The organism is Marinococcus halophilus (assembly GCF_002265875.1).
GTDB lineage: Bacteria > Bacillota > Bacilli > Bacillales > Marinococcaceae > Marinococcus > Marinococcus halophilus.
The window spans coordinates 13,110-36,170 of sequence record NZ_NPFA01000003.1; the positions used below are offsets into that span (position 1 = coordinate 13,110).

Sequence of the window (23,061 nt, forward strand, 5' to 3'; positions counted from 1 at the left end):
GCATTTCAGAAGCCAAGCGATGGCTGGTCCCCTGCCGGGTGTATATCAGAAAACATCCTGCTTTCTTCCTACCTTAAGATGCTCTGCTAACAATTTTGCTCCCTGCATGACAATCGGCACACCGCCACCAGGGTGCGTCGAAGCGCCTACCGCGTATACGTTGTTGTACGAAAACGGCTTAAGCTGCGGCCGGAATGCACCTGATTGAGTAAAACCTGGTGCAATTCCGAAGCTTCCTCCTTCATACAACCCGTATCTTTCAGCATCCTTAGGCGTTCGAACCTGCATCCACTGAATCGAAGAACGCAGGTGCGGGAATCCTTTATTTTCGACCGCTTCTAAAATAGACTGAATAAACTCGTCCTGCACCTCCCAGTCGATGTTATTTCCTGATGGTACGGGAACAAGTAGATACAGCACACTCTTACCTTCCGGGGCGAGGGTAGAGTCTATTAAAGACGGGTGGAATGCATAAATACTCGGGTCTTCCGGTAATTCTTTCGTGTCAAAAACCTGCTTCATTTGATGATCAAAATTATTTCCCATGAAAAATTGGTGTATAGAAGCCTTTGTATATATTTTGTCTAATCCTAAATAAATTAGCAAGCATCCTGATGAAGAAGTGTATTTTTTTTGTGGTTTCTTTTCCACCAGCTGTTCTGCTGCCGGCAGTTCACAATTACAAATCAGCCGCTCTGCCGGCTCTACCCGCTTATTCGTTTTTAAGGCGGTGAACGTCTTTTCTTTCGCCTGAATGCTTAGTGCTGTCTCTTCAAATCGAAATATTACTCCGCGCCGTTCAAGTTCTTGCCTGATTTTTTCGATCAGTGTGGCATATCCTCCCCGGATATACCAGATGCCGTGATACTGCTCACTGAAGGAAACCAGAGAGTAAATACCGGGGGTAGTGGCAGGATTTCCGCCAATATAAAGAGTCTGAAGCGAATACGCATCCCTGAGCCTGGCATCTTCAAAATAATCCGCCACCTGGGATCTAACCGGCTGATAGGCTTTCATCTGCCACAGAGAACGGATGTTACCCGCAGTGAAAAATTCCCGTTTACGCATAAATGAACGGGATAAAAAATCTTTTTCTCCCTGCAGGAAATTCTTCTTCATATCCCGTATAAATCTTTCAAAGTTTTCTTCTTCTCCAGGGAAAACACGAGCCATCTCATTTTTCTGCTTGTCGGGATCACTCCATTTATAAAATTCCGTGTCATCAGCAAAAACCATCCGATACAGTGGATCAATCCGCTCCATCTCCAGGACTTCCGGGTTCATCCCCGCTTCAGCTAGTATCGCTTTAATTGTCTCCGGCAGCAGTACAATGGTTGGTCCTTCATCAATTTTAAATCCATCCTGCTTCACCCATTTGATTCTTCCGCCGGCTTCTTTGTCCTTTTCCACTATTGTTACTTCCTCACCCGCCTGCGTTAAATAGAGTGCTGTTACCAGCCCGCCAATGCCGCTTCCAACAATAATATTTTTCATTGCGCCCGCTCCCTGGCGTATTTAGCCGTTAGTGCCTGGGCAGTGATTCTGCCGGATACGATAATTGTCGGCAGGCCGCTGCCAGGATGCGTTCCTCCTCCCACCAGCCAACAGTTCCTTACGTCTTCGAACTTGTTATGCGGACGGAAATACATCATTTGATTTAAGCGATGGGAGAGGTTGAACACAGCTCCTTCGTATACATTACTGTCGATCTGCCAGTCCGTGGGTGTATAAATCTTTTCCACTTCAATATGATCCCGGAGGCCTTTAAACGGTGACCGGCTTTCCACCTGGTCAAGCACCAGGTCCCGAAAGCTCTCTTTGTTGTTTTCCCAGTCGATGCCGCTCTGGTTGTTTGGCACTGGGGCAAGCATATAAATTGGTGACTTTCCTGCAGGGGCGAGCGTCTTGTCGGTCACGGCGGGATTATGAATATAAATGGACGGGTCGTCTGAAACAATCTTTTCATGAATCATTTCTTCCACATTTTTTTTATAGTCATTGGAAAAAACGATCGAATGATGAGCCGCTTCGGGATAAGTGGCGTCAACGCCTGCGTAGAGCATAAACGCTGAGCAGGAAAAGTCTTTTTCAGCCACTTTTTCTTTTTTCCACTTATTCAAAGGCTCGTCGAACAGTTCAGTAGCTGCATAGGCGAAATCTGCGTTCACCACTACTTCGTCCGCCCCGAATACTTCCCCATTTTCAAGCTCAACCCCTGCAGCCTGCTGTCTTTTCGTCCGTATTTTCCTGACCGGCGCGTTTAAGTAAAGCCGGCCCCCATCCTCTTCAAACGCCTTAGCCATTGCTTTAGGTATCTGATTCAATCCCCCAGTAGGGTGAACAATACCATATTCATGCTCCATATAGGAAAGAATGCTGAATGCCCCGGGGCAGTCCCAAGGCGACATTCCCAAATATTTGGACTGGAAGGTAAAAGAAAGCTTCAGCCGCTCATCGGAAAAATACTGGCTCAGCACATCGTACACCGATTTGCCAAGCGCCAGGTGCGGAAGGGCTTTAAGCGTCCGGGGTTTCATGTAGTCGAGCAGTGAGCCGTGCTCGTGCTTAAGCACCGGCAGAAGCGCCTCCCACCGTTTCCCCAGGTCATGCATAAAGCGGTCGTATCCCTTTTCGTCACCAGGAAAGGAAGCAGCGATCCTCCGTTTCATTTCCTGTTTATTGGAGGTCGGCCGGAAGCTCGAATTCTCAAAGAACAATTCATACATTGGGTCCAGATAGTTCCAGGAAATATAGTGCGCCAGATCCCTCCCGGTCGCTGAGAAAATTTCCTCGACGATATGCGGCATACTTAAAAATGTTGGACCTTTATCAAAACGATAACCATCTACATCCACATGGGATGTACGACCACCTACTTTGTCATCTTTTTCAAACAAACTTACTTGAAACCCCTGGCTTTGCAGCAGCATGGCAGCGGTAAGTCCTCCGGGGCCCGCCCCAATAACCGCAATATGTGTGTCTCTCACTCCAAAAAGCCCCTCTCTGTCAAAACCTTATGATCACGTCCAAAGTTTTATTCCCGTTTTTCTGCACTCTCAACCTGCCCAAAAATCCGGAAAATAGACATTGTAGAGGCATAAAAAAAGACCTTTCCAAAAGAAAGGTCCGGCTCAGCGGCTTCTGCTGTATAATGCAAGCACCCTGTCCACCTGGGTCCCGTACATTTCTCCAAATACATTTAAATGGACAAGCAAATAATATAGCTGATAGAGAGGCATCCGCTCTTCAAATTCAGCTTCGATCGGCTGAACAGTCTCATAAGCCTCATACGTCCGTTCAGAAAAACCTCCAAACAGCCGGGTAAAAGCAAGATCAAATTCATAGTCCCCGTACCAGCAGGCAGGATCGATCAAATACGGACGCCCTTCTTCGCCTGTAAGCCAGTTGCCGGCCCAAAGATCTCCGTGCAGCTTGACCGGCTGCCGGTCGTCCGGTATCCACTCCCCAAGATGATCCAGAATGTAGCGCAGGCGGCGGGCCCGTTCCTCCGTCAGTTTGCCAAGGGATCTGGCGATTTCCATCTGTGGCCGCAGCCGGTGGTCCCTAACAAAACGAACCCAGCTCGTTTCCCAGGAGTTCTCCTGGGGCAGTTCCCCGATAAAATTATCCTCTTCAAGACCAAAATAATCTCCGGAGGATTGGTGAAGGTGAGCTAGATCGAGTCCCAGCCATTCATCGGTGCGGCTGTTCCCTCTTCCCTGAATGATATCCATAATAATAAACTTCTTTGACCAGTGCAGAACGTCGGGAACATGCACTGCTTCCGATTCACGCAAAAATTCGAGCCCGCGTTTTTCCTGGCGGAAAAAATCATAAGGAGCTTCTTCATGCCATTTTATAAAATAGGAGCGGCGGTTTGTGTCCACGCGGTAGGCAGAGCTGATGCTTCCTCCGGAGAGGCTTGCTATATTAGTTACTTCTGCCTGTGGGTCTACATACCGTATCGCTTTTTGAATATGCTCCATTATACATTCTCCTGCTCTTTAATCCATTGTAGTAAATGGAAGGTACTCGTATTAACCAGTTCAAACACGTCTTTAAAATTATTCTCAAAATAAGGATCCGGCACGTCTTCGCCTGGGCGTTCCGGATGAAAATCCAACAGCTTCCATACCTTCCCGCTTCTTGCAGAAACCTGAAAGTCTTCAAGCATCTCAAGGTTCTGCTCATCCATAGCCACAATATAATCGGCTTCTTCCCCGGCCCCCACGACCCGGGACCGCCCAGGGCCTGCAGGGACTCCGTGCTGTTTAAGAACACCGACTGTGCCTTCGTGCGGCGGCGCTCCTGCGTGCCAATCACCAAGCCCGGCTGAATCCACTATTATTTTATTCTCCATTCCCGCTTCCTGCAAATGCTTCTGAAAAAGAGCTTCTGCCATTGGCGAGCGGCAGATGTTTCCTAAACAGATAAATAACACCTTTACACTCATAGCTTCTCTCCTTTACCCATAGAGATGTATAATCATGCCTTTAATTTCCCCGGCCATGTCGAGAAGAGAGAGGGGCTTTTGTTCCTGCTGCAGCATCTGGTCTGTCATTTCCACTAATTTTTTATCAATTTTTTCAATCAGCTGATGGGTTTTAAGCCTGCCGTCACTGCCAAAGGATCTTTCCTCATGCAGGTTCAATCCGTGGTCCTTCAGCTCCATGAGGATTTCGCGCACAAGACGCTTATATTCTTTTAATTCCGGAATAGTCTGGTGCTCCATCAGGCGGCGCCCCTGCTGATCGAGCTGTTCGAGCATGATTCCCATTTGCCGGCTGAATGTTTTAGCCTGCTCGGTCTGCATCATTTCTGAAAATGGATTTTTTTCGGCTTTTCTTTCCTTTACGTTAGGCAGTGGTGCCTTTACATTCCCCTGAAGACGCTGAATATCCAATCGTCCGCCTTCCCCCTTTATTCTTCTTCTGCCGGCTCCGTTACGATAGCCGCCATAAATGCTGGTACTTTTACAAATTCTCTAATAAGCAGGCGTTCTTCAGTAGTGTGTATATTTTCATAACCAACACCCAAATTGATCGTAGGAATACCGTAACTTGAAATTACGTTTGCATCACTCCCGCCACCGCTTCTTACGGTTCGAGGCTCCACATCAAGCCGGTGGGCAGCCTGGACGGCCCGCTGCACCACGTTGTCGGATTCTGCCAGCACATAGCCTTCATACATTGGCTGTATATCCACAGAAGCCTGTGCGTCCATTTCTTCGGCTGCTTCTTCGAAAGCCTCCCGCATCGCAGCTACCTGCCGGCTCAACTTATCTGGTTTAAAAGAGCGCGCTTCTGCAGAAATTACAACTTCATCGCACACGACGTTGGTCTGGGTGCCCCCGGCAAAGCTTCCAATATTAGCTGTGGTTTCTTCATCAATTCGTCCGAGCGGCATTTTGGTTATTGCTTTAGAAGCGACACTGATGGCCGATATGCCTTTTTCAGGCTCCACTCCCGCATGCGCCTTTTTTCCGTAAATAGCAGCATGCATTTTCGTCTGGTACGGTGCAGCAGTGACAAGAGTACCTACAGGCCCGTCGCTGTCGAGCGCATAGCCCATATCAGCATGCACGAGACCCGTATCAAGATGTTTTGCTCCCACCAGTCCGGATTCCTCCCCGACTGTAATAATAAATTGAATATCGCCGTAGGAGGCCTCTTCTTCCTGAAGAACTTTTACCATTTCCAGCATGGAAGCAATTCCTGCCTTATCATCTGCACCGAGAATGGTCTCTCCCATCGATACAATATAATCGTCCTGCACCTCTGGCTCAATGCCTTTCCCCGGTTCGACCGTATCCATGTGGGCGGTGAAATAAATCACCGGCTTTGTGCTGTCCGTGCCTTTCAGCGTACAGACCAGGTTTCCTGCTCCATGACCGGTGAGGGATTTTGCATTATCTTCTTTCGTTTCAAGCCCCAGCTCCTGAAATTTCCGTTTAATGACATCGGCTATTTTGGCTTCGTGTTTCGTTTCCGAGTCAATTTGTACCAGTTCGATAAATTCCTGTATTAAACGTTCTTGATTTGCCATCACTATTATAACTCCTTTGCGGATTGCTTAGGTTTATTATATATTTTTTCGCCTGCTGTGTTATAATTTGAGCATTAGTTTCCATTGAAAGCGGGGGTTAGAATGCAGAAAGTCATTATTTACATTATGATCTTTGCGCTTGTCGGCAGCAGCCTGTTAATGGGCGGAGCAGTAATGTTTTAAATCAATACCTCTGCTCTGCTTGTATGTATAGGAGGAAGCAGAACTTCCGGGCGCCCATGCCCGGGGTTCTGCTTTTTATTTATTCCTTCGTGCCTTCTGCCTGTTTAATCGCTTGCCCGATATGGTGTGCGTCCGCTTCGGGTCGGGTTTAAACATTTTTTTAATGAGCAGGTATTCTTCAATTTCATACAAAATGTAAAATAAAGAAGATCGTATTTCGAATTCATGCCTCGTCTTTGGCAGCTCCATCTGCTGGATTTCAAGCTTCATCTCGTCAAGACGATATAAGAAATAGCCGGCAGTATTGCCCGGAGAGACGGCGTCGCTTAACTCATCCATATAATCAGCCATTTTATGCCCCTGGGGCACAGACTGGTCAATGGAAGAAATAAACGGCAAAATACTTTCGAGTACCGAAAACTGCTTTTCTCTCATGCGGAAGTAGTGGTAGAAGTAGTCATCATCCCGGAGAAAATGATTGTCTATGTCCCGCAGAGCTTTTCCTTTAGCTTCATCAATAATTTTAGCTGCTTCCGAAAATTCCCCGCCGTCCCAGATGTTATCTCCAAAGCGAAGGTAGTTTGCGTATTCCTCCCAGATTTTGCGGAAAGCGTCTTCGAGGCTTAACTGGTCCTGGGCCAGGCTTTTTTCACTGCTCGGCATGTACAGGTTCATGATTAAAGCTACCCCGATACCGATAAAAATAATTGCCAGCTCGTTCATCCATATGCCTGCGCTCACCTGTCCCTCTGTATAAAGGTGCAGAACTATCACGCTGCTTGTAACGATTCCCCGGGCGGCATTAGCCGCTACGCTGAGTGGAATGCTGATCAGAAACAGCATCGCAACAGCCACTGGATTGTAGCCGATTAGTTCAAAAAATACACTCGCTACTCCCAGGCCGATCACGCAGGAGACGAGTCGTTCAATACTGACTGTCAGAGAGCCTCTTTTGGTCGTGGTAATACAAAGAATGGTAATGACGCCTGCCGATATGTAGTAATCGAGCTGCAGCAGCTGGGCAATGTATACGGATATAGCAGTACCTACTGCTGTCTTCAGCGTCCGATAGCCAATTCGGAATCTCCCCATCTAAAAAACCTCTCTGTTTGTTCATTCGTATCTGTATTATATCGTAAACCCGGGCGCAGGGAAACTGACTAAGATGTTTCAGCCCTGGTCCTCTTGCACGCGCCCATTACATTCCAAACAGCATATAAAAAAGCAAAGGAATAGCTCCTTTGCTCACACATTTATTCATTGGTGCGCCTACCAGGACTCGAACCTGGAATGCGAGAACCGGAATCTCGAGTGATATCCCTTTCACCATAGGCGCTTTTGTCATATGTTTTAACAAGACAATGAATACTATACCAATGAACGAATAGTAAAGTCAACCCATTTTTAAATTATGTTTCTTCGGAAGAACCCTCCAGCATTTTTTCAAACTGGCCGTTGATATCTTCTTCACTGTAGCCTGCTTCCTGCAGCCGTTTAGTGAAATGCTGGGAATACACTTTGGAACGTTCATGCATCTTGCCGAACTTTTTTGCCTCCTGCTTTTTTTTCGTACGTTTCTGGCGGTCTTCGGAGTTGGACATGAGGCTTTCCGTAATAAATAAAGCTTTCCATACCTGCTCCTCTTCGTAGCCGGAGGCGTTTGTATCAAGCTCATCGATGACATTCTGGTAGTAATCGCGAAACTCATCATACGAAATTTCCTCGTCCATATTTAAGTATTCCTGAATTTTTTCATAATACGTTTGAATCATTTGTCTCCGCCCTTTTCATTTATGTAGTCCGACACAGTATACCATGAATCTAAACCTGAGCGTCAAGACGCCCCTGCTGTCTTTTCTTATTTTTGCAAATGACGTTTAAAGCAAAAGCGATGAAGGGAAGAACCCTTTATAGATCTTACACGAAGAAAGAGGGATAACAAATGGCAGAAGTAACATTCAAAGCTAACATAGGCGAACCTCAGACAACAATCGCCTCCAACGGTAAAACCTTATGGTACAGCGTAACTAAAGAAGAAGGCCCGTCCACCAAAAGCAATGACTTTCGGGTTGGCTTTGAGACCTCTCAGGAATTCGAGCCCAAAACAAGCGAAATCGTGTTTCCGGATGTCGATACTACTGTAGAGCAGGACGGCAATATTTATCATTTAGAAAAGTAAGTGCCATAGGCTCCTCGGCCAGAGAGGAGCTCTTTTTTTGCAAAAAAAAAGCGCCCCGGAGGGCACTTATTATTTTGCGCAGTATTGATCGAAAGCTTCTTCGAGTTTTTGAACAACCTGAATCGGTTCATGGCCTTCGATTTCATGACGTTCCACCATACGAACGAGTTCGCCGTCTTTTAGGAGCCCAAATGACGGAGATGACGGTGGAAACCCTGTGAAATAAGAACGGGCCTGTTCTGTTGCTTCTTTGTCCTGACCTGCAAATACGGTAACAAGCCGGTCGGGCTTCGTATCATAATTCGTCATGTAAGCTGCTGCCGGACGGGCAATGCCTCCAGCACAGCCGCATACAGAGTTTACCATGACGAGCGTTGTGCCTTCTTTATTCAACACCTCATCGACTTCTTCAGGCGTACGGAGAGACTGGTAACCAGCTTCTTCGATTTCGTCTCGGGAAGCTTGTACTATATCATTGACGTAAAAATCAAAATTCATTAAAATCCTTCCTTTCCTTCACCGAATACCTATATTGTAGCGGATAGGGAGAGAAAATCACAAGTGAGAAGCTCGAAAAGTTATTCATTCAGTGCTTTTTCAAGATTATCGACATTCTGATTCATCAGCGAAACGTAGGTAGCCCCGTCAGCAACTTCTTCTTCACTGGCGGACTCAAGATTGTTTAACGTATAAACCTCCGCCCCGATTTCTTCCTGAAGAACATCCGTCGTATCGGATGGAATATTTTCTTCCACCATAATAGCATTCAGATCATTTTTTTCTGCTGTATCGATAATTTCATTGATTTCCTGCGTGGACGGCTCGCTCTGGGCATTCACTCCGTTAATAGCTATCTCTTCGAGTCCGTACCGTTCCTCCCAATAGCCGTAAGCTGCATGGGAAACGATAAATTGATCTTTGCTGCTTTCTTCTGCAAGAGTTTGGAATCGCTCGTTGATTTTATCGAGTTCTGCTGCCAGTTCCTCATAGTTTTCTTCATAAGCCTGCTCATGATCAGGATCTGCTTCAACGAGCTGTTCTTTAATTACAGTAGCCGCTTCCTTCGCCTGAACCGGATCGATCCATATATGAGGATCTGTGCCCCCGTGATCATGGGCATGCTCTTCTTCACTGTGGCTTTCTTCTTCATGCTCTGCATGCTCTTCGTCGGTTTCCCCTTCTTCGTGGCTGTGGCCTTCTTCATGACTATGGCCTTCTTCTGCGCTTCCCACTGCTTCTGCCACCTTGGCTATCTGCACGTCCTGGTTGCCAATCGTGCTTTCCACTTCGTCGGCAAAGCCTTCCATTCCGCTCCCGGTCATCACGAACAAGTCACCCTCTGCTATGTTTGTGAGCGTCTGCGGCGTCGGGTCGTATGTATGTGCATCCGAGCCCGCCGGTACAACGTTTTCTACTTTTACGTGCTCCCCGCCGATTTGCCTGGTGAAATCCTCCCAAGCAAAGAGCGTCGTATAAACTTCGACCTTATTTTCATTTTCGGATCCCTGATCGCTTTGGTCATCTGCTGCTCCACAGGCACTTAAAGTAAAAAATGCTGCCCCAGCAGCTCCTAAAATAAAATGTTTTTTCATTATCGCACCTCTTCATCGTAATGATTACGTTTTGTATGTATATTGATTTTAGCGCAGGGAAATAGTTTTGTAAATAAGAGTGATTCTTTTTTAAGCATGAAAAAAAGAGACTCCCTAAGGGGAAGCCTCTGTTAAATGTTTTCGGTCCCTTTATAATTTTCCAGCCGCTGCTTTAAATCGGCTAAAAACCGCCCGCACAGAAGACCGTCTAAAATACGGTGATCCAGGGAAAGACACAGGTTAACCATATAGCGTATTGCTATCATATCACCCTGCATAACAACCGGACGTTTAACAATTGATTCCACGGAAAGAATGGCGGCCTGTGGATGATTGATAATCGGCATGGACTGCACAGAGCCGAAAGATCCGGTATTATTCACCGTAAACGTTCCGCTTTTCATTTCTTCTGCTTTAATAGTTCCCTGGCGGACCTTGGTTGCCAGAGACTGCATGTCCCGGGCGAGACCACGGATATTTTTTTCATCTGCCCGTTTGATGACTGGCACGTAAAGAGCCTCCTCGCTGGCCACAGCCATCGAAAGGTTTACTTCCTTGCGCTGGATAATCCGGTCACCGTCCCAGGTGGAATTAAGGCTTGGAAACAGCTGCAGGGATTCGGAGACAGCTTTCATGAAAAACGGCAGGTACGTAAGCGAAAAACCTTCTTTTTGCTTAAAGTCATCCTTCACGCTGTTCCGGTACGCCACCAAATCCGTAACGTCTACTTCGATCATCGTCCAGGCATGGGGAATTTCCTGTTTGCTCTTCACCATGTTGTCTGCGATAGCTTTTCTTGCTCCAGTTACCGGAATAATTGTGTCACCTTCACGCTCCTCCTGATTTTCTGAAGGTTTCGTGGAATAGATAGGAAACGGTGAAGGCGCAGCTTCTTCCTGCTTGGTTTTTTCCGCACCTTCCCGGATCGCTTTTTCTACGTCTTTTTTTGTGACGCGTCCTTGTTTGCCGGAGCCTTCGATATTTTCAAGGCTCAGCCCGTTCTCCTGTGCGAGCCGCCACACCACCGGTGAATACCTCTTTTTCATCGATTTTTCTTCCTCCCCGCCTTCTTGTCCCGGGGCCGTTTCTGCATAAGAAGCCGAAGCTTTTTCTACTATGTCCGGCTGCGTTTCTTCTGTTTCCATATAGCATATAAGCGTCCCCACAGCTACTGTTTCGTTTTCTTCAGCAACGAGCTCGCTGATTTCTCCAGTATAAGAGCTGGGGATTTCTGCACTTACTTTATCTGACAGCACTTCTGCGATGGGGTCGTATTTTTTCACTTTATCTCCCGGCTTTACGAGCCACTGGGAAATCGTACCTTCTGTGACGCTTTCCCCAAGCTGCGGCATCGTTACTTCTTTGCGCATCCTTGATACCCTCCTAAAATTCCGCCAAATCTCTTATCGCCTTCGTGATTTTATCCGTATTCATTAAAAATTCTTTTTCAAGTGTCGGAGCGTAAGGCATGGCCGGCACATCGGGAGCTGCCAGCCTCCGGACCGGGGCGTCCAGGTCAAATAAGTTGTGTTCAGAAATGATTGCCGACACTTCACTCATAATGCTTCCCTCGAGGTTGTCCTCAGTGACAAGCAGTACCTTTCCTGTCTTAGCTGCTGCTTCTTTGACGGCTTCCCGGTCGACTGGATAAACGGTTCTTAGATCCAACAGATGCACATCTATGCCTTCGGCGGCAAGCGTATCAGCAGCCTGGCTGGCCAAATGCACACAAAGGCCGTATGTAATCACGGTGACATCCGTGCCTTCACGTTTGACTGCCGCTTTACCGAGTGGTACGGTGTAATCTTCTTCCGGCACCTCGTCCTTGAGCATTCGGTACGCACGCTTATGCTCGAAAAACAGCACTGGATCGTTGTCCCTGATGGACGCCTTCAGCAGTCCTTTTGCATCGTACGGCGTGGACGGAATCACTACTTTCAGGCCCGGCGTATTGGCAAACAGCGCCTCCACTGACTGCGAATGATAGAGGGCGCCGTGCACTCCGCCGCCAAACGGCGCCCGGATGGTGAGCGGACAGTACCAGTCATTATTAGAGCGATAGCGGATTTTGGCTGCTTCAGAAACAATTTGGTTTACTGCAGGCATAATAAAATCTGCAAACTGCATTTCTGCTACCGGGCGGAGGCCGTACATCGCTGCCCCTATGCCTACTCCGGCGATCGCTGATTCAGAGAGCGGCGTGTCGATAACGCGTTCGTCGCCGTACGTGCTGTGCAATTCTTCGGTCGCACGGAACACCCCGCCCTTCAGACCGACATCCTCGCCCAGGACAAACACGTTCTCATCCCGCGCCATTTCTTCTTTCATCGCTGTATTGATTGCCTGAATATAAGACATGACTGCCATATTAGTTCCCTTCTTCCTCGTAAACATACTGTCCAAGCGTTTCTACTGCCGGATACTCCGCTGCTTCAGCGGCGTCAGTGGCGGCATCTACCTCTTCGCGAATCCGCTGCTCCATGGCCTGTTCTTTTTCTTCGGTCAGGATGCCTTCGGTCCGCAGGTAGTTCGCAAAAGCTACGACCGCTTCGGTCTGCTTTTCCTCGTCCATTTCTTCGACCGTCCGGTACAGTTTATCATTATCATCGCTTGAATGCGGTGTAAGTCTTGCCACCATCGCTTCAACGAGGCTTGGTCCCTTACCGGCACGTGCCCGGTCCACTGCTTCTTTTACAGCCTGATACACTTCAAACGGCCTTGTCCCCTCTACGGTTACCCCCGGCATGCCATATCCTTTTGCACGGTCAGCAACATGTTCGCAGGCGAGCTGTTTGCTGAGAGGCACGCTGATAGCATATTTATTGTTTTCACAGAAAAATACGACTGGAAGATCATGAACGCCGGCAAAGTTCATGCCTTCATGGAAATCTCCCTGATTGGAGGAGCCTTCGCCAAAGGTAACCATCGTAACAAAATCTTTGTTTTTCATTTTAGCTGCGAGTCCAAACCCGGCAGCGTGGGGGATCTGGGTAGTTACCGGCGAGGACTGCGTCACAATCCGGTTCTTTTTCTGTCCAAAATGGCCGGGCATCTGCCGCGATTCAGAGTTAGGGTCTCCCTGTTTAGCGAAGGCCGCGAGCATTAAATCCTTCGCCGTCATCCCAAACGCCATCACAAGGCCAAAATCCCGGTAATACGGAAGCAGGTAGTCCTTATCACGGTCAAGCGCCATCGCTGCCGCTGCCTGTGCCGCTTCCTGGCCCTGGCAGGATACGACAAACGAAATTTTACCGGCGCGGTTCAGCAGCCACATTCTTTCATCAAGACGTCTCGCCTGCAGCATGATCTCATACATTGTGAGCGCTTCTTCGTCGCTTAAGCCTACTTCCCGGTGGGTACTGTATTCTTGAATCATATTCGTTGTTCCTCCTTATTTCATCCGTAATGAATGGCTTTTCCGTCTATCGCCAAAGCGCCTTCTGCATAGATTTCCGCCAGTGTCGGGTGGGCGTGCACGGCTCCTTGTATTTCAAGATAAGAAGCATTCATATAAACGGCAAGGGCGCCTTCGTTAATCAATTCGGTCGCTTTACGTCCCACAATATGGACACCGAGGACGTCTTCAGTATCTTTATCCACGATCATTTTTATAAAGCCTTCCGGATCGTTTTCTACCAGGGCTTTGCCTATTGTCTGAAAAGGGACGGTGCTCGTTTTGATTTCCAGGCCGGCGTCTTTGGCTTCATGCTCTGTCCATCCCACCGAAGCCATTTCCGGCTCCGAGTAGACGCAGGAAGGCACATGCTTATAATCCAGGGGCTCTGGATGGTTCCCGAGCATGTGCTCTACAGCAATAATTCCTTCACGTGAAGCCACGTGGGCCAGCTGCATGCCACCGATGACGTCCCCGATGGCGTACATGTGCGATTCCTTCGTTTGATACATGCCGGATGTCTGGATGAAGCTGTTCTGCACTTCGACTTCCGTGTTGTGGAGTCCCAGGTCTCCCGTATTACCGGTTCTTCCTACAGCGACGAGCATTTTTTCAGCCCCCAGGGTCTCTCCTGCCAAGGTACGGACAGCCAGTTCTTTGTTCTTCGTAAGCGAAGCAGGATCGAGCTCCGTATTTGTATAAATCCGGACGCCCTTTCGCTTCAATCGCTTTTCTGCTTCTTTTGAAACGGCGTGGTCCATCATTGGCAGCAGGCGTTCTCCAAGCTCTATCATCTGTACTTCCACGCCGAAGTCCTGAAGCATGGACGCCCATTCAACGCCAATCACCCCTCCACCGACAATGATAATTGACGAAGGGAGGGTTTCCGCTTCGAGCAGTTCCTCGGAGGATAAAATATATTCCCCGTCAATATCGAGTCCCGGCACAGTCGCCGGACGGGAGCCGGTGGCAAGCATAATTTGTTTAGGCTGCAGCATAATATTTTCCCCTTCGGTTTCTGTTTCTACTGAAATGGTACTTGCCGTTGGTGAAAATATAGAAGCCCCGAGGATGCGGCCGTGCCCGTAATATACATCCACCTCGTGCTTTGCTAACAGCTGCTGAACCCCTTTATGTAATTGTTGTACAGTCTGGTTCTTTTTCTCCCGGACTCTTCCGAACTGCAGCCGCACATTGTCTGCTTCGATGCCGTATGACAGGCTCTCCTGCATTGTTTTGTACATCTCTGCGCTTTTTAAATACGATTTACTCGGGATACACCCACGGTGCAGACATGTGCCGCCAATGTCCCGTGCTTCTACTACCGCCGTCGATAATCCTCTTTTTGCCGCGTGGACAGCGGCAACGTATCCGCCTGTACCAGCTCCTAATATGACCAGGTCATATTCTTTAGCCATAAAAATTCCTCCTGCGGGCTTTCACCCAGGATGTTATTCGTTCATCTCTATTTTATTTTAATGGATTTTTCCGTTTCATCATAGCACGAAAATAGATCTGGTGAAGAGAAGTTTTACCGTTCGGGGATTATTATAGCATATTCCAAGGGCCGTCCCTAAGACAGATACCGGGCTGACATTAAAAAAAGCAGCGCTCAGGCTGCTTTACCGATTCGTTAAAATATGCCGGGAGTGAGGGAGAAACTGTTTTCTTGAGCGATTGACGGATTCGATTCGTTCTTCAGCCAAACGGTTTGCCGCCTGATATGATGGAATGCCGTCACGTTTCGCAATTTCAAACACCCGGGCAATGTTATCATAGATGCCATCGACTTTTTTCAGGGCCCGTTCCCGGTCGTACCCATACAGTTCGTCAGCAATGTTAATTACGCCTCCTGCATTTATAATATAATCCGGTGCGTAAACGATCCCCTGCTCTTCTAAACGATTGCCATCTTCTTCTGTCTGCAGTTGGTTATTGGCAGCACCCGCTACAACTTTGGCCTGCAGGCGTGGAATAGTACGGTCGTTCAGTCCACCACCTAAAGCACACGGACTGAAAATATCACACGCTACATCGTAAATGTCCCCCGGGGCCACCGCTTTTGCTCCGTAGGCTTGAACGGCTCGCTCCACCGAAGCTTCCCGGATGTCCGTGACAATTAAAGAAGCTCCTTCTTCATGAAGAAACCGGCACATTTCAAACGATACGTGGCCGACGCCCTGGACCGCAATTGTTTTACCAGAAAGCTCATCAGTACCAAAAGCTTCCTTTGCCGCTGCTTTCATCCCCTGATATACACCACGGGCAGTAACTGGCGAAGGATTTCCGCTCGAACCAGAAGCTGCAGACAGGGAAATGCCGGTCACAAAGTTCGTTTCTTCGTGGATAATATCCATATCGTGCTCTGTTGTTCCCACATCCTCTGCCGTAATGTAGCGGCCGGCAAGGCCTTCAATATAGCGGCCGAATGCACGAAACATTTCTTCGTTTTTATCCGTACGGGCGTCTCCCATAATTACGGCTTTTCCCCCGCCAAGATTCAGCCCGGCCGCTGCATTTTTGTAGGTCATGCCCTTAGCGAGGCGCAGCACATCTTCAAACGCTGCTTCCTCGTTATCATACGTCCACATTCTCGTTCCACCCAGGGCTGGCCCGAGTGTCGTATCATGTATGGCAATAATTGCTTTTAATCCTGAGTTCCGGTCCTGGCAGACTACTACCTGCTCATAGTCGTGCATCTCCATGCGTTTAAACAATTCCATTTTGCATGCTCCTTTTGTATAAACTCATATTTATATCTGCTCTGTGCGCAGACGATCAGATACCACTGCGATAAATTCACTATTTGACGGTTTATACGGCAGAGCGCTGTCCTGGCTCCATCCAAATAAATCAGAAATAGCATGCGTATGGCCACGGTCCCACGCTACAACAATGGCATGTCTTAACGCCCGTTCAACACGGCTTGGTGTCGTCTGAAACTTTCGGGCGATTTCAGGATACAACTGCTTGGTTACTGCATTAATCATGTGCATGTCTTCCATCACGAGCTTCACTGCTTCCTGCATATACACGTAGCCTTTTATGTGCGAAGGAATGCCAACATATTGAATAATATCTTTTATCCGCTCTTCCATGGACTGCTGGGCGGCTATTTTTACTGGGATCGTACCGGTTAACACTTGTGAATTTAAGCTTTCCCTGTGCACGTCCCGGATGTTTGCCATCAGCGCCTCCATATCGAAAGGCTTTAAAACGTAATAAGCGGCTCCATACTCCACTGCTTTTTTTGTTACATCCTCATGGCCAAATGCAGTTAACATAATAATTTTCGTGTTAATGTTATGTTTATTCTTTAAGGCCGTTAATACAGACAGGCCGTCCCGGTGCGGCATAATGATATCTAAAAGCAGCACTTCCGGCTGCTCCTGTTCTACTACCTCAAGGGCTTCTTCTCCATTGTGGGCCGTACCTGCTATCTCCATGTCTTCCTGCTCTTCTATATGTTCGATCAATACCTCAACAAGCTCTTTATTATCATCAGCTACCGCGACCCGTATCATTTTCCCCCACCCTTCTGCCACTCTCTTTCTCTCTCAACATTATTTTACCATAGCGTGTCGCATAGAAAAAGACAACTTTGATAGTTGTCTTTCTCAAGTGGACATATTCTTTTGGGGTTACACATTGCTTTTCGCCTTCTCTGCCATCTGCAGCAGCTCAGTGGCGTTTTCTCTCGTTAAGGCTGTCACCTCAACTCCAGAGATCATCCGGGCAATTTCATCGATCTTATAATCAGCGGTTAACGGAGTCACAATTGTTTGGACTCGTTCTGCTTTTTCTTCTTTTTGAATATACAAATGACTGTCTGCCATCGCAGCCACCTGTGGGAGATGGGTGATGCATAGTACTTGAGAGCCTCTGGACACTAAATGGATTTTTTCTGCAATCGCCTGGGCCACCCGGCCGCTGACCCCAGTGTCCACCTCGTCAAAAATCAGGGAGGTAACGTGCTGGAATCCGGATAGAATAGTTTTCAGTGCCAGCATGATCCTGGAAATTTCCCCGCCGGAAGCTACCTTTGCGAGCGGTTTCAATGGTTCACCGGCATTGGCGGAAATAAGAAATTCAATCTTGTCAGCTCCCTTTTCATTAAACACCCACGTCTCCCCCTCCTCCGTTTGATAGGACTTTCCCCGGCCGAGAGGCGATATCTGCACTTCCATTGTAGCTTTTTCCATATACAGGGCCTGAAGCTCCTGCTGCACGCTGCCTGCGAGGGCGTGCCCTGCCTGCCTCCGCAGATCGGTTAATGTTTTCGCTTCAGCAATCAGCTCATCTGCCGCCTGGGAAAGAGCCTGTTCGTACTCAGCGATACGTTCTTCTTTATTGGCAAGCGAATCGATTTCTTCTTCAATCTTTGAGGCATAAACTAAAATATCCTCAACCGAATCGCCATATTTTCGTTTCAGCTTATTCAACTCATCAAGCCGGTTTTCCACCTCATTTAACCTCTCCGGATTAAACGCCATGGAATCAGCCTTATCCCGGAGTGTAAACGTCGCTTCTTCCATCATGTAGTAGGCCGAGCTGACCGATTCGGAAAGGCCCCCCAGATCCGTATCGATTTCTGCGGCTTCTTCTACGCTCGATACTGCCATGCCGGCCCAGTCGAGTGCTTTTCCTTCACCATACAGGTGGTCATATGCACCGCGAATCGCCTCGAAAAGCTTTTCGCTGTTGGCGAGAATATGGCGTTCTTTTTCCAAATCTTCGTCTTCTCCTGGCTGCAGGCCGGCAGCTTCAATTTCCTGGAGCTGATATTGAATAAAATCCAACCGGTTTGCGGTTTCCTGATCACTTTCTTTCAACTGCTTCAATTTTGCCTGCAGCTGGTCGAAGCGATGATAGCGTTTTTGATAATCTTCGAGGGCTTCTTCCAGCTCTGTTTTCCCGAAGCGGTCAAGCATCTGCTGGTGACGCTCCGCGTGCATTAAATCCTGGTGTTCATGCTGCCCGTGGATATCTACGAGACTGTGGCCGGTTTCTCTCAATACCGCAAGGGTAACCAGTTTGCCGTTAATCCGGCAGATGCTCTTGCCCTGATGAGTGATGTCCCTGCGCAATACGACCATGTCGTCTTCAATCTCAATGCCTGCGGCTTCTAATTTTTCAACTGCGGGGTGGTTATCCTCCAGGCGGAACAGCCCTTCCATTTCCGCCCGTTTCTCTCCGTGGCGTACATATTCAGCCGAACCCCTTCCACCGATAAGCAGGCCGATCGCGTCAATGATGATAGATTTCCCGGCTCCTGTTTCACCGCTTAATACCGTTAATCCATTTTCAAATGAAACGGTTAACTCCTCGATAATGGCAAAATTCTTGATGGAAATTTCTTCAAGCATTTCTGTACCCCATTTCCAATTAGCATTAAAGCATTTCTAAAAACCGGTTGACAATTTCCGGGGAATTTTCTTTCTGCTTGCATATAATAAGTATCGTGTCGTCTCCGCAAATGGTTCCCATAATGTTTTCCCAGTCCAGGTTATCAATGAGAGCACCTACTGCATTGGCGTTTCCCGGCAGTGTTTTCATAACAATTAAATTTTCAGAATGATCGATGCCGACAAAGCTGTCCACGAGCGCTCTTTTCAGTTTTTGCATTGGATTAAAACGCTGATCGGCAGGCAGGCTGTACTTATATCTGCCGTCAATCATCGGCACCTTCACTAAATGAAGCTCCTTAATATCCCGTGATACCGTCGCCTGAGTTACGTTGTAGCCATCTCCCCGGAGTCTCGCTACTAAATCGTCCTGTGTTTCTATATCTGTATTTGAAATTAATTCTCTGATCTTTATGTGCCTTTGTCCCTTATTCATCCCGAAACCTCCCGTGCAAAACTACTTTCATCATAACTATTTCATTATAATTATACAAGTTTATGAGTAAATAGCACGCTCCGTTTTAGGAATTCTTTTGATGTTATGGCTTGAATAGAAAAAAACGCCGAAAAAGATCGGCGTCTACGAAGGTTCAAGTTTTTTCTTAAAGGAGTCATGTGCTTCCCGGACGACAGCAGCTATACGCTCTTCTCCAGGCAGCGGATGTTCACTGCTTGATACAGAACCATAGAGCAAATATTCTATGTTGCCATCTCCCCCGGTTATGGGGGAGAAGTCAAGCGCTTCCGGCATTAGGCCGGTGTCTTCTGCCGACTGAAGTATTTTCTTGAGCACCTCCCTATGAACTGCCGGGTCCCTGACAATACCTTTTTTTCCGACTTTATCACGGCCTGCTTCAAACTGCGGCTTGACCAGCACGCAAAAACCGGCATGCTTTGCGAGTACCTGTGGCATCACAGGAAAAAGCTTTTCCAGCGAAATAAAAGACACATCAGCGATCAGTATTCCGGGCACGCCACGTGCCAGCTGGCTTTTCTCAAGATGCCGAAAGTTCACCCGTTCCATCACCTCTACCCGCGGGTCCTGGCGCAGCTTCCAGGCGAGCTGATTGTAGCCGACATCCAGGGCATACACCAGTGAAGCCCCGTTTTGCAGTGCACAGTCGGTAAAGCCTCCGGTTGAAGCCCCGACATCGAGTACGACGGCATCCTGCAGATCCAGCTGAAACGAGTGAATGGCTTTTTCGAGCTTTAAGCCTCCCCGGCTCACGTAGGGCATCTGCTTTCCCTTCAACCGTAAAACTGCTTCATCACTAATTTTTGTCCCGGGTTTATCCACTACTTCATCATCTGCCAGTACAAGGCCTGCCATGATTGCCCTTTTGGCTTTTTCCCGGGAATCAAACAGCCCCTTCTGTACTATCAGCGTATCAATTCGTTCTTTATTCATCCCCGGATATTTGTTCTTTCTTTGCTTGTCATCGCCATCACCTTTTCCACTACCTTCTCGGAAGTGAGCCCTAATTCTTCATAAAGCTCCGGCACGCTGCCGTGTTCCACGTAGTAGTCGGCAATCCCCATCCGGCGGACCGACAGCGAGTCATGCTCATGGTCTGCCATATATTCAAGCACTGCGCTTCCAAAGCTTCCCTTTAGTGCTGCTTCTTCTACTGTCAGCACCGGCTTGCCTTCTTCAGCCAATTCTTCGAGCATTTCATCATCAAGCGGTTTCGCGGAACGGGCATTAACAATACGCACACTTGTGCCGCGCTCGCTCAAGACGGCCGCTGCCTCCTCTACGATCGGAAGCATCGTTCCAAACGAGAGGATCGTACAGTCTGTCCCTTCCCGGACGATTTCCCACTTGCCGTAAGGAATGAGTTGAAACTCTTCGTCCATTTCCACTCCGAGACCATTACCGCGCGGGTACCGGACAGCTGTCGGGCCGTCGTCGTTATGAAAGGCCGAATACAGCATATGCTGCAGTTCATTCTCATCCTTAGGCATCAGAATTTTCATATTCGGCAGATGCCGCAGGTAAGCAATGTCAAACACTCCCTGGTGAGTTTCCCCGTCCGCACCGACTAAACCTGCACGGTCGATCCCAAACAGCACATTCAGGTTCTGGCGGCACACATCATGCACAAGCTGGTCGTAGCCCCGCTGAAGGAACGTGGAATACACACCAAATACCGGCTTCATTCCCTGCGTGGCAAGCGCGCCGGACATTGTTGTGGCATGCTGCTCGGCAATGCCTACGTCAAACATGCGGTCCGGAAATTTTTCCGCAAACGTATCGAGTTTCGTGCCGCCGGACATAGCAGCTGTTACGGCAACAAGCCGCGGGTCCATCTCTGCTATTTTTTGCAGGGTATTGCTGAATACGGCACTGTACGCTGGGGCTGCTGCCGGCTTTTTAATTACTTCACCAGACTCTATTTTATATGGCCCGAGCCCGTGCCAGGTGCCTTTAGCATCATTTTCTGCCGGCGTGTAGCCTTTACCTTTTTTGGACAATACGTGTACTATCACCGGTCCGTTGGTATCTCTCGCGTATTTAATATTGGCATGCAGGTCGTCGAGGTCGTGACCATCCACAGGCCCGAGGTACGTAAAACCAAGCTCTTCGAAAAACATACCGGAGAGCACCATCTGCTTCATACTGTCTTTCATCCGATCGGCATAGGAAGCAAGCTTCGAACCGAAAGCAGGAATTCTGCGCAGCATATGATCTACGTCTTCTTTCGTTCTGCGGTAAGTACCAGCGGTGCGAATGCGGCCGAGCATACTGTGAAGTGCTCCTACGTTCGGCGAAATCGACATTTCGTTGTCGTTAAGAATAATCGTGAGATCAGTTTGCTCATGGCCAATATGGTTCAGCGCTTCAAGAGCCATGCCACCGGTAAGAGCCCCGTCACCGATAATGGCTGCTACTTTGGAATCCCCGCCTTTCAGCTGATTCGCAAGCGCCATTCCTTCGGCTGCAGACAACGACGTTGAGCTGTGGCCGGTCTCCCATACATCATGTTCACTTTCCGAGCGTTTGGGAAAACCGCACAGCCCCTGATACTGACGCAGCGAATCAAAGCGGTCCGCCCGCCCCGTCAAAATTTTGTGTACGTATGACTGGTGGCCGACGTCCCAGATAAGTTTATCTTTGGGCGTATCATACAGCTGGTGCAGAGTGAGTGTTAATTCCACTACTCCGAGATTCGGGCCGAGGTGGCCGCCAGTGACGGATAATTTTTCAATTAGAAAGGCACGTATATCTTCGCCCAGGGCTTTTAGTTCTTTATCGTTGTACTGCTTCATGAATCCAGGGTCTTGGATGGTTTCCAGGTTCATTTAAATCCCCCTACCTGCTATGTTTTTCTGTTGATGATTTCCATCTTCTTTTCTTTGGAATCAGCTTAATTTTCAGCTTATTTTCAATAAAATACAAGATTCTTCCGACCTGAAAAACGATATTGTTCGCATACGTAATCGCAAATGTTTTTCCAAGTGCTTTTCCGCTGACTGTGAGCGCTGCCACGATAGCTGTAAACACAGTACTGAGGATCAGCTGGCCATTGGAGCTGTTATTTGTTCCAATGGTCATACCAAGCTGTACAACAACTGCCGAGCTGGCTGTACCACTTACAACTCCGCTGATATCACCAATTACGTCGGCACAGAAGTTTGCAACCCTGTCGGCATTCCGCTGAATAAACACACTGTGGGATGCACCGGGAACTTTTTTAGCAGCCATTGCATTAAACGGCCTCGGCTTTGCCGCTGTAGCGGCCACGCCGATCACGTCAAAGACAACCCCGGTAAATACGATAATCAGCACGACAATCATGCCGATCGCCCAGCCGACTCCTGACAGTACTGCCGTTGAAACTACTGAAAAGATAGCTGCGAGTATCAGGGTGACAAATCCAATTAACGTGCTCCATCGGAGCGATTTTCTCCATAAACTATTCATCTTTACTTATCACCAAATTCTTTGTTTTTATCATAACGTACATTTCGTTCTTTTAATATCATTTTGTGTTACGGCCTGGTTGTTTATACCCTAAATGGTTCATATTTACGCTTTTCTCCCTGTGCGAGCCTTCCGTAAAAGAAAAAAGCGCCTGTCAGCGCTTCTTCAACTGCTTATGTATAAAGTTGAATGGTCGCCCAGAGCGTAAACCTTGTGGCTTAGGTCCAGTAGGGTTTCCCACCAGGCAGCCAATTCGTCGCCGAATTGGTGGTTTCCCTTTAATGCCTGGTGAACGCCGTCACCGGCAGTTCGACTGAATTACCACTTAGACCACACTG

Annotated in this window: 23 protein-coding genes and 1 tRNA gene; 2 read left to right on the top strand and 22 right to left on the bottom strand. The window is 48.1% G+C overall.

Annotation, left to right across the window (positions count from 1 at the left end; all coding sequences use genetic code 11):
* Positions 1-45: 45 nt before the first annotated feature.
* The 6 genes from CHL76_RS03970 to CHL76_RS03995 form a co-directional block, all read right to left on the bottom strand.
* Positions 46-1,494 carry a phytoene desaturase family protein gene (locus tag CHL76_RS03970; protein ID WP_094907917.1) on the bottom strand — a complete coding sequence of 483 codons (1,449 nt, stop codon included), beginning with the start codon at positions 1,492-1,494 and terminating at the stop codon, positions 46-48.
* Positions 1,491-2,987, bottom strand: coding sequence for a phytoene desaturase family protein (locus CHL76_RS03975; protein WP_094907918.1), 1,497 nt, complete (start codon positions 2,985-2,987; stop codon positions 1,491-1,493). The genes CHL76_RS03970 and CHL76_RS03975 overlap by 4 nt, the downstream gene beginning before the upstream one ends.
* Positions 2,988-3,131: 144 nt before the next feature.
* Positions 3,132-3,986 carry a fructosamine kinase family protein gene (locus tag CHL76_RS03980; protein WP_094907919.1) on the bottom strand — a complete coding sequence of 285 codons (855 nt, stop codon included), beginning with the start codon at positions 3,984-3,986 and terminating at the stop codon, positions 3,132-3,134.
* Positions 3,986-4,453, bottom strand: coding sequence for a low molecular weight protein-tyrosine-phosphatase (locus CHL76_RS03985; protein WP_079476760.1), 468 nt, complete (start codon positions 4,451-4,453; stop codon positions 3,986-3,988). The genes CHL76_RS03980 and CHL76_RS03985 overlap by 1 nt, the downstream gene beginning before the upstream one ends.
* 12 nt (positions 4,454-4,465) lie before the next feature.
* Positions 4,466-4,903, bottom strand: coding sequence for a YaaR family protein (locus tag CHL76_RS03990; protein ID WP_094907920.1), 438 nt, complete (start codon positions 4,901-4,903; stop codon positions 4,466-4,468).
* 17 nt (positions 4,904-4,920) lie between these two features.
* Entirely contained in the window at positions 4,921-6,045 is a 1,125-nt protein-coding gene (locus CHL76_RS03995; RefSeq protein ID WP_094907921.1) for a M20/M25/M40 family metallo-hydrolase, read from the bottom strand.
* Positions 6,046-6,147: 102 nt separating this feature from the next.
* Here CHL76_RS03995 and prli42 point away from each other — a divergent pair, with 102 nt between their 5' ends.
* Entirely contained in the window at positions 6,148-6,228 is an 81-nt protein-coding gene (gene prli42 / locus CHL76_RS16955; RefSeq protein WP_156847924.1) for a stressosome-associated protein Prli42, read from the top strand.
* A 75-nt stretch (positions 6,229-6,303) separates the two neighbouring features.
* Here the strand turns inward: prli42 and CHL76_RS04000 are convergent, their stop codons facing one another.
* The 3 genes from CHL76_RS04000 to CHL76_RS04010 form a co-directional block, all read right to left on the bottom strand.
* Positions 6,304-7,320, bottom strand: a complete 1,017-nt coding sequence (locus tag CHL76_RS04000) for an aromatic acid exporter family protein (RefSeq protein ID WP_079476763.1) — start codon at positions 7,318-7,320, stop codon at positions 6,304-6,306.
* A gap of 169 nt (positions 7,321-7,489) precedes the next feature.
* Positions 7,490-7,564: transfer RNA gene (locus CHL76_RS04005), tRNA-Arg, on the bottom strand.
* 73 nt (positions 7,565-7,637) lie between these two features.
* Positions 7,638-8,000: a hypothetical protein gene (locus CHL76_RS04010; RefSeq protein WP_233133213.1), complete on the bottom strand. Its 363-nt coding sequence runs from the start codon at positions 7,998-8,000 to the stop codon at positions 7,638-7,640.
* Positions 8,001-8,170: 170 nt separating this feature from the next.
* Between CHL76_RS04010 and CHL76_RS04015 the strand changes: the two genes are divergently transcribed.
* Complete coding sequence (locus tag CHL76_RS04015) at positions 8,171-8,407, top strand: hypothetical protein (RefSeq protein WP_079476764.1); 237 nt, start codon at positions 8,171-8,173, stop codon at positions 8,405-8,407.
* Between the two features lie 69 nt (positions 8,408-8,476).
* Here the strand turns inward: CHL76_RS04015 and CHL76_RS04020 are convergent, their stop codons facing one another.
* From CHL76_RS04020 to CHL76_RS04080, 13 genes are all read right to left on the bottom strand, one after another.
* On the bottom strand, positions 8,477-8,905 hold the full coding sequence (locus CHL76_RS04020; RefSeq protein WP_079476765.1) for a BrxA/BrxB family bacilliredoxin: 429 nt from the start codon (positions 8,903-8,905) through the stop codon (positions 8,477-8,479).
* Positions 8,906-8,985: 80 nt separating this feature from the next.
* A complete protein-coding gene (locus CHL76_RS04025; RefSeq protein ID WP_094907922.1) occupies positions 8,986-9,999 on the bottom strand; it encodes a metal ABC transporter solute-binding protein, Zn/Mn family in 1,014 nt (337 codons plus the stop codon).
* Between the two features lie 131 nt (positions 10,000-10,130).
* Positions 10,131-11,369 (bottom strand): dihydrolipoamide acetyltransferase family protein, encoded by a 1,239-nt coding sequence (locus tag CHL76_RS04030; protein ID WP_094907923.1) that lies wholly within the window; start codon positions 11,367-11,369, stop codon positions 10,131-10,133.
* Between the two features lie 13 nt (positions 11,370-11,382).
* Complete coding sequence (locus CHL76_RS04035) at positions 11,383-12,366, bottom strand: alpha-ketoacid dehydrogenase subunit beta (protein ID WP_094907924.1); 984 nt, start codon at positions 12,364-12,366, stop codon at positions 11,383-11,385.
* 1 nt (position 12,367) lies between these two features.
* On the bottom strand, positions 12,368-13,375 hold the full coding sequence (locus tag CHL76_RS04040) for a thiamine pyrophosphate-dependent dehydrogenase E1 component subunit alpha (protein WP_094907925.1): 1,008 nt from the start codon (positions 13,373-13,375) through the stop codon (positions 12,368-12,370).
* Positions 13,376-13,395: 20 nt separating this feature from the next.
* Positions 13,396-14,811: a dihydrolipoyl dehydrogenase gene (lpdA, locus tag CHL76_RS04045; protein ID WP_079476770.1), complete on the bottom strand. Its 1,416-nt coding sequence runs from the start codon at positions 14,809-14,811 to the stop codon at positions 13,396-13,398.
* A 204-nt stretch (positions 14,812-15,015) separates the two neighbouring features.
* The gene (locus CHL76_RS04050) at positions 15,016-16,116 is read right to left on the bottom strand and encodes a Leu/Phe/Val dehydrogenase (RefSeq protein ID WP_094907926.1); all 1,101 of its coding nucleotides are present in this window, start codon (positions 16,114-16,116) and stop codon (positions 15,016-15,018) included.
* Positions 16,117-16,146: 30 nt separating this feature from the next.
* On the bottom strand, positions 16,147-16,917 hold the full coding sequence (gene spo0A, locus CHL76_RS04055; RefSeq protein ID WP_079476772.1) for a sporulation transcription factor Spo0A: 771 nt from the start codon (positions 16,915-16,917) through the stop codon (positions 16,147-16,149).
* A gap of 117 nt (positions 16,918-17,034) precedes the next feature.
* The gene (gene recN, locus CHL76_RS04060) at positions 17,035-18,759 is read right to left on the bottom strand and encodes a DNA repair protein RecN (protein ID WP_094907927.1); all 1,725 of its coding nucleotides are present in this window, start codon (positions 18,757-18,759) and stop codon (positions 17,035-17,037) included.
* 25 nt (positions 18,760-18,784) lie between these two features.
* On the bottom strand, positions 18,785-19,234 hold the full coding sequence (gene ahrC, locus CHL76_RS04065; RefSeq protein ID WP_079476774.1) for a transcriptional regulator AhrC/ArgR: 450 nt from the start codon (positions 19,232-19,234) through the stop codon (positions 18,785-18,787).
* A gap of 144 nt (positions 19,235-19,378) precedes the next feature.
* Positions 19,379-20,206: a TlyA family RNA methyltransferase gene (locus tag CHL76_RS04070; RefSeq protein WP_079476775.1), complete on the bottom strand. Its 828-nt coding sequence runs from the start codon at positions 20,204-20,206 to the stop codon at positions 19,379-19,381.
* Positions 20,203-22,101 carry a 1-deoxy-D-xylulose-5-phosphate synthase gene (dxs, locus tag CHL76_RS04075; RefSeq protein WP_094907928.1) on the bottom strand — a complete coding sequence of 633 codons (1,899 nt, stop codon included), beginning with the start codon at positions 22,099-22,101 and terminating at the stop codon, positions 20,203-20,205. Before dxs ends, CHL76_RS04070 begins: the two co-directional genes overlap by 4 nt.
* 10 nt (positions 22,102-22,111) lie before the next feature.
* On the bottom strand, positions 22,112-22,723 hold the full coding sequence (locus tag CHL76_RS04080) for a hypothetical protein (RefSeq protein ID WP_079476777.1): 612 nt from the start codon (positions 22,721-22,723) through the stop codon (positions 22,112-22,114).
* Between the last annotated feature and the right edge of the window lie 338 nt (positions 22,724-23,061).

Coding starts and splice junctions, on each gene's coding strand:
- CHL76_RS03970 (WP_094907917.1), bottom strand. CDS start 1,494: ATGAAAAATATTATTGTTGGAAGCGGCATTGGCGGGCTGGTAACAGCA.
- CHL76_RS03980 (WP_094907919.1), bottom strand. CDS start 3,986: ATGGAGCATATTCAAAAAGCGATACGGTATGTAGACCCACAGGCAGAA.
- CHL76_RS03985 (WP_079476760.1), bottom strand. CDS start 4,453: ATGAGTGTAAAGGTGTTATTTATCTGTTTAGGAAACATCTGCCGCTCG.
- CHL76_RS03995 (WP_094907921.1), bottom strand. CDS start 6,045: ATGGCAAATCAAGAACGTTTAATACAGGAATTTATCGAACTGGTACAA.
- prli42 (WP_156847924.1), top strand. CDS start 6,148: ATGCAGAAAGTCATTATTTACATTATGATCTTTGCGCTTGTCGGCAGC.
- CHL76_RS04000 (WP_079476763.1), bottom strand. CDS start 7,320: ATGGGGAGATTCCGAATTGGCTATCGGACGCTGAAGACAGCAGTAGGT.
- CHL76_RS04010 (WP_233133213.1), bottom strand. CDS start 8,000: ATGATTCAAACGTATTATGAAAAAATTCAGGAATACTTAAATATGGAC.
- CHL76_RS04015 (WP_079476764.1), top strand. CDS start 8,171: ATGGCAGAAGTAACATTCAAAGCTAACATAGGCGAACCTCAGACAACA.
- CHL76_RS04020 (WP_079476765.1), bottom strand. CDS start 8,905: ATGAATTTTGATTTTTACGTCAATGATATAGTACAAGCTTCCCGAGAC.
- CHL76_RS04025 (WP_094907922.1), bottom strand. CDS start 9,999: ATGAAAAAACATTTTATTTTAGGAGCTGCTGGGGCAGCATTTTTTACT.
- CHL76_RS04030 (WP_094907923.1), bottom strand. CDS start 11,369: ATGCGCAAAGAAGTAACGATGCCGCAGCTTGGGGAAAGCGTCACAGAA.
- CHL76_RS04035 (WP_094907924.1), bottom strand. CDS start 12,366: ATGGCAGTCATGTCTTATATTCAGGCAATCAATACAGCGATGAAAGAA.
- CHL76_RS04040 (WP_094907925.1), bottom strand. CDS start 13,375: ATGATTCAAGAATACAGTACCCACCGGGAAGTAGGCTTAAGCGACGAA.
- lpdA (WP_079476770.1), bottom strand. CDS start 14,811: ATGGCTAAAGAATATGACCTGGTCATATTAGGAGCTGGTACAGGCGGA.
- CHL76_RS04050 (WP_094907926.1), bottom strand. CDS start 16,116: ATGGAATTGTTTAAACGCATGGAGATGCACGACTATGAGCAGGTAGTA.
- spo0A (WP_079476772.1), bottom strand. CDS start 16,917: ATGATACGGGTCGCGGTAGCTGATGATAATAAAGAGCTTGTTGAGGTA.
- recN (WP_094907927.1), bottom strand. CDS start 18,759: ATGCTTGAAGAAATTTCCATCAAGAATTTTGCCATTATCGAGGAGTTA.
- ahrC (WP_079476774.1), bottom strand. CDS start 19,234: ATGAATAAGGGACAAAGGCACATAAAGATCAGAGAATTAATTTCAAAT.
- CHL76_RS04070 (WP_079476775.1), bottom strand. CDS start 20,206: ATGAATAAAGAACGAATTGATACGCTGATAGTACAGAAGGGGCTGTTT.
- dxs (WP_094907928.1), bottom strand. CDS start 22,101: ATGAACCTGGAAACCATCCAAGACCCTGGATTCATGAAGCAGTACAAC.
- CHL76_RS04080 (WP_079476777.1), bottom strand. CDS start 22,723: ATGAATAGTTTATGGAGAAAATCGCTCCGATGGAGCACGTTAATTGGA.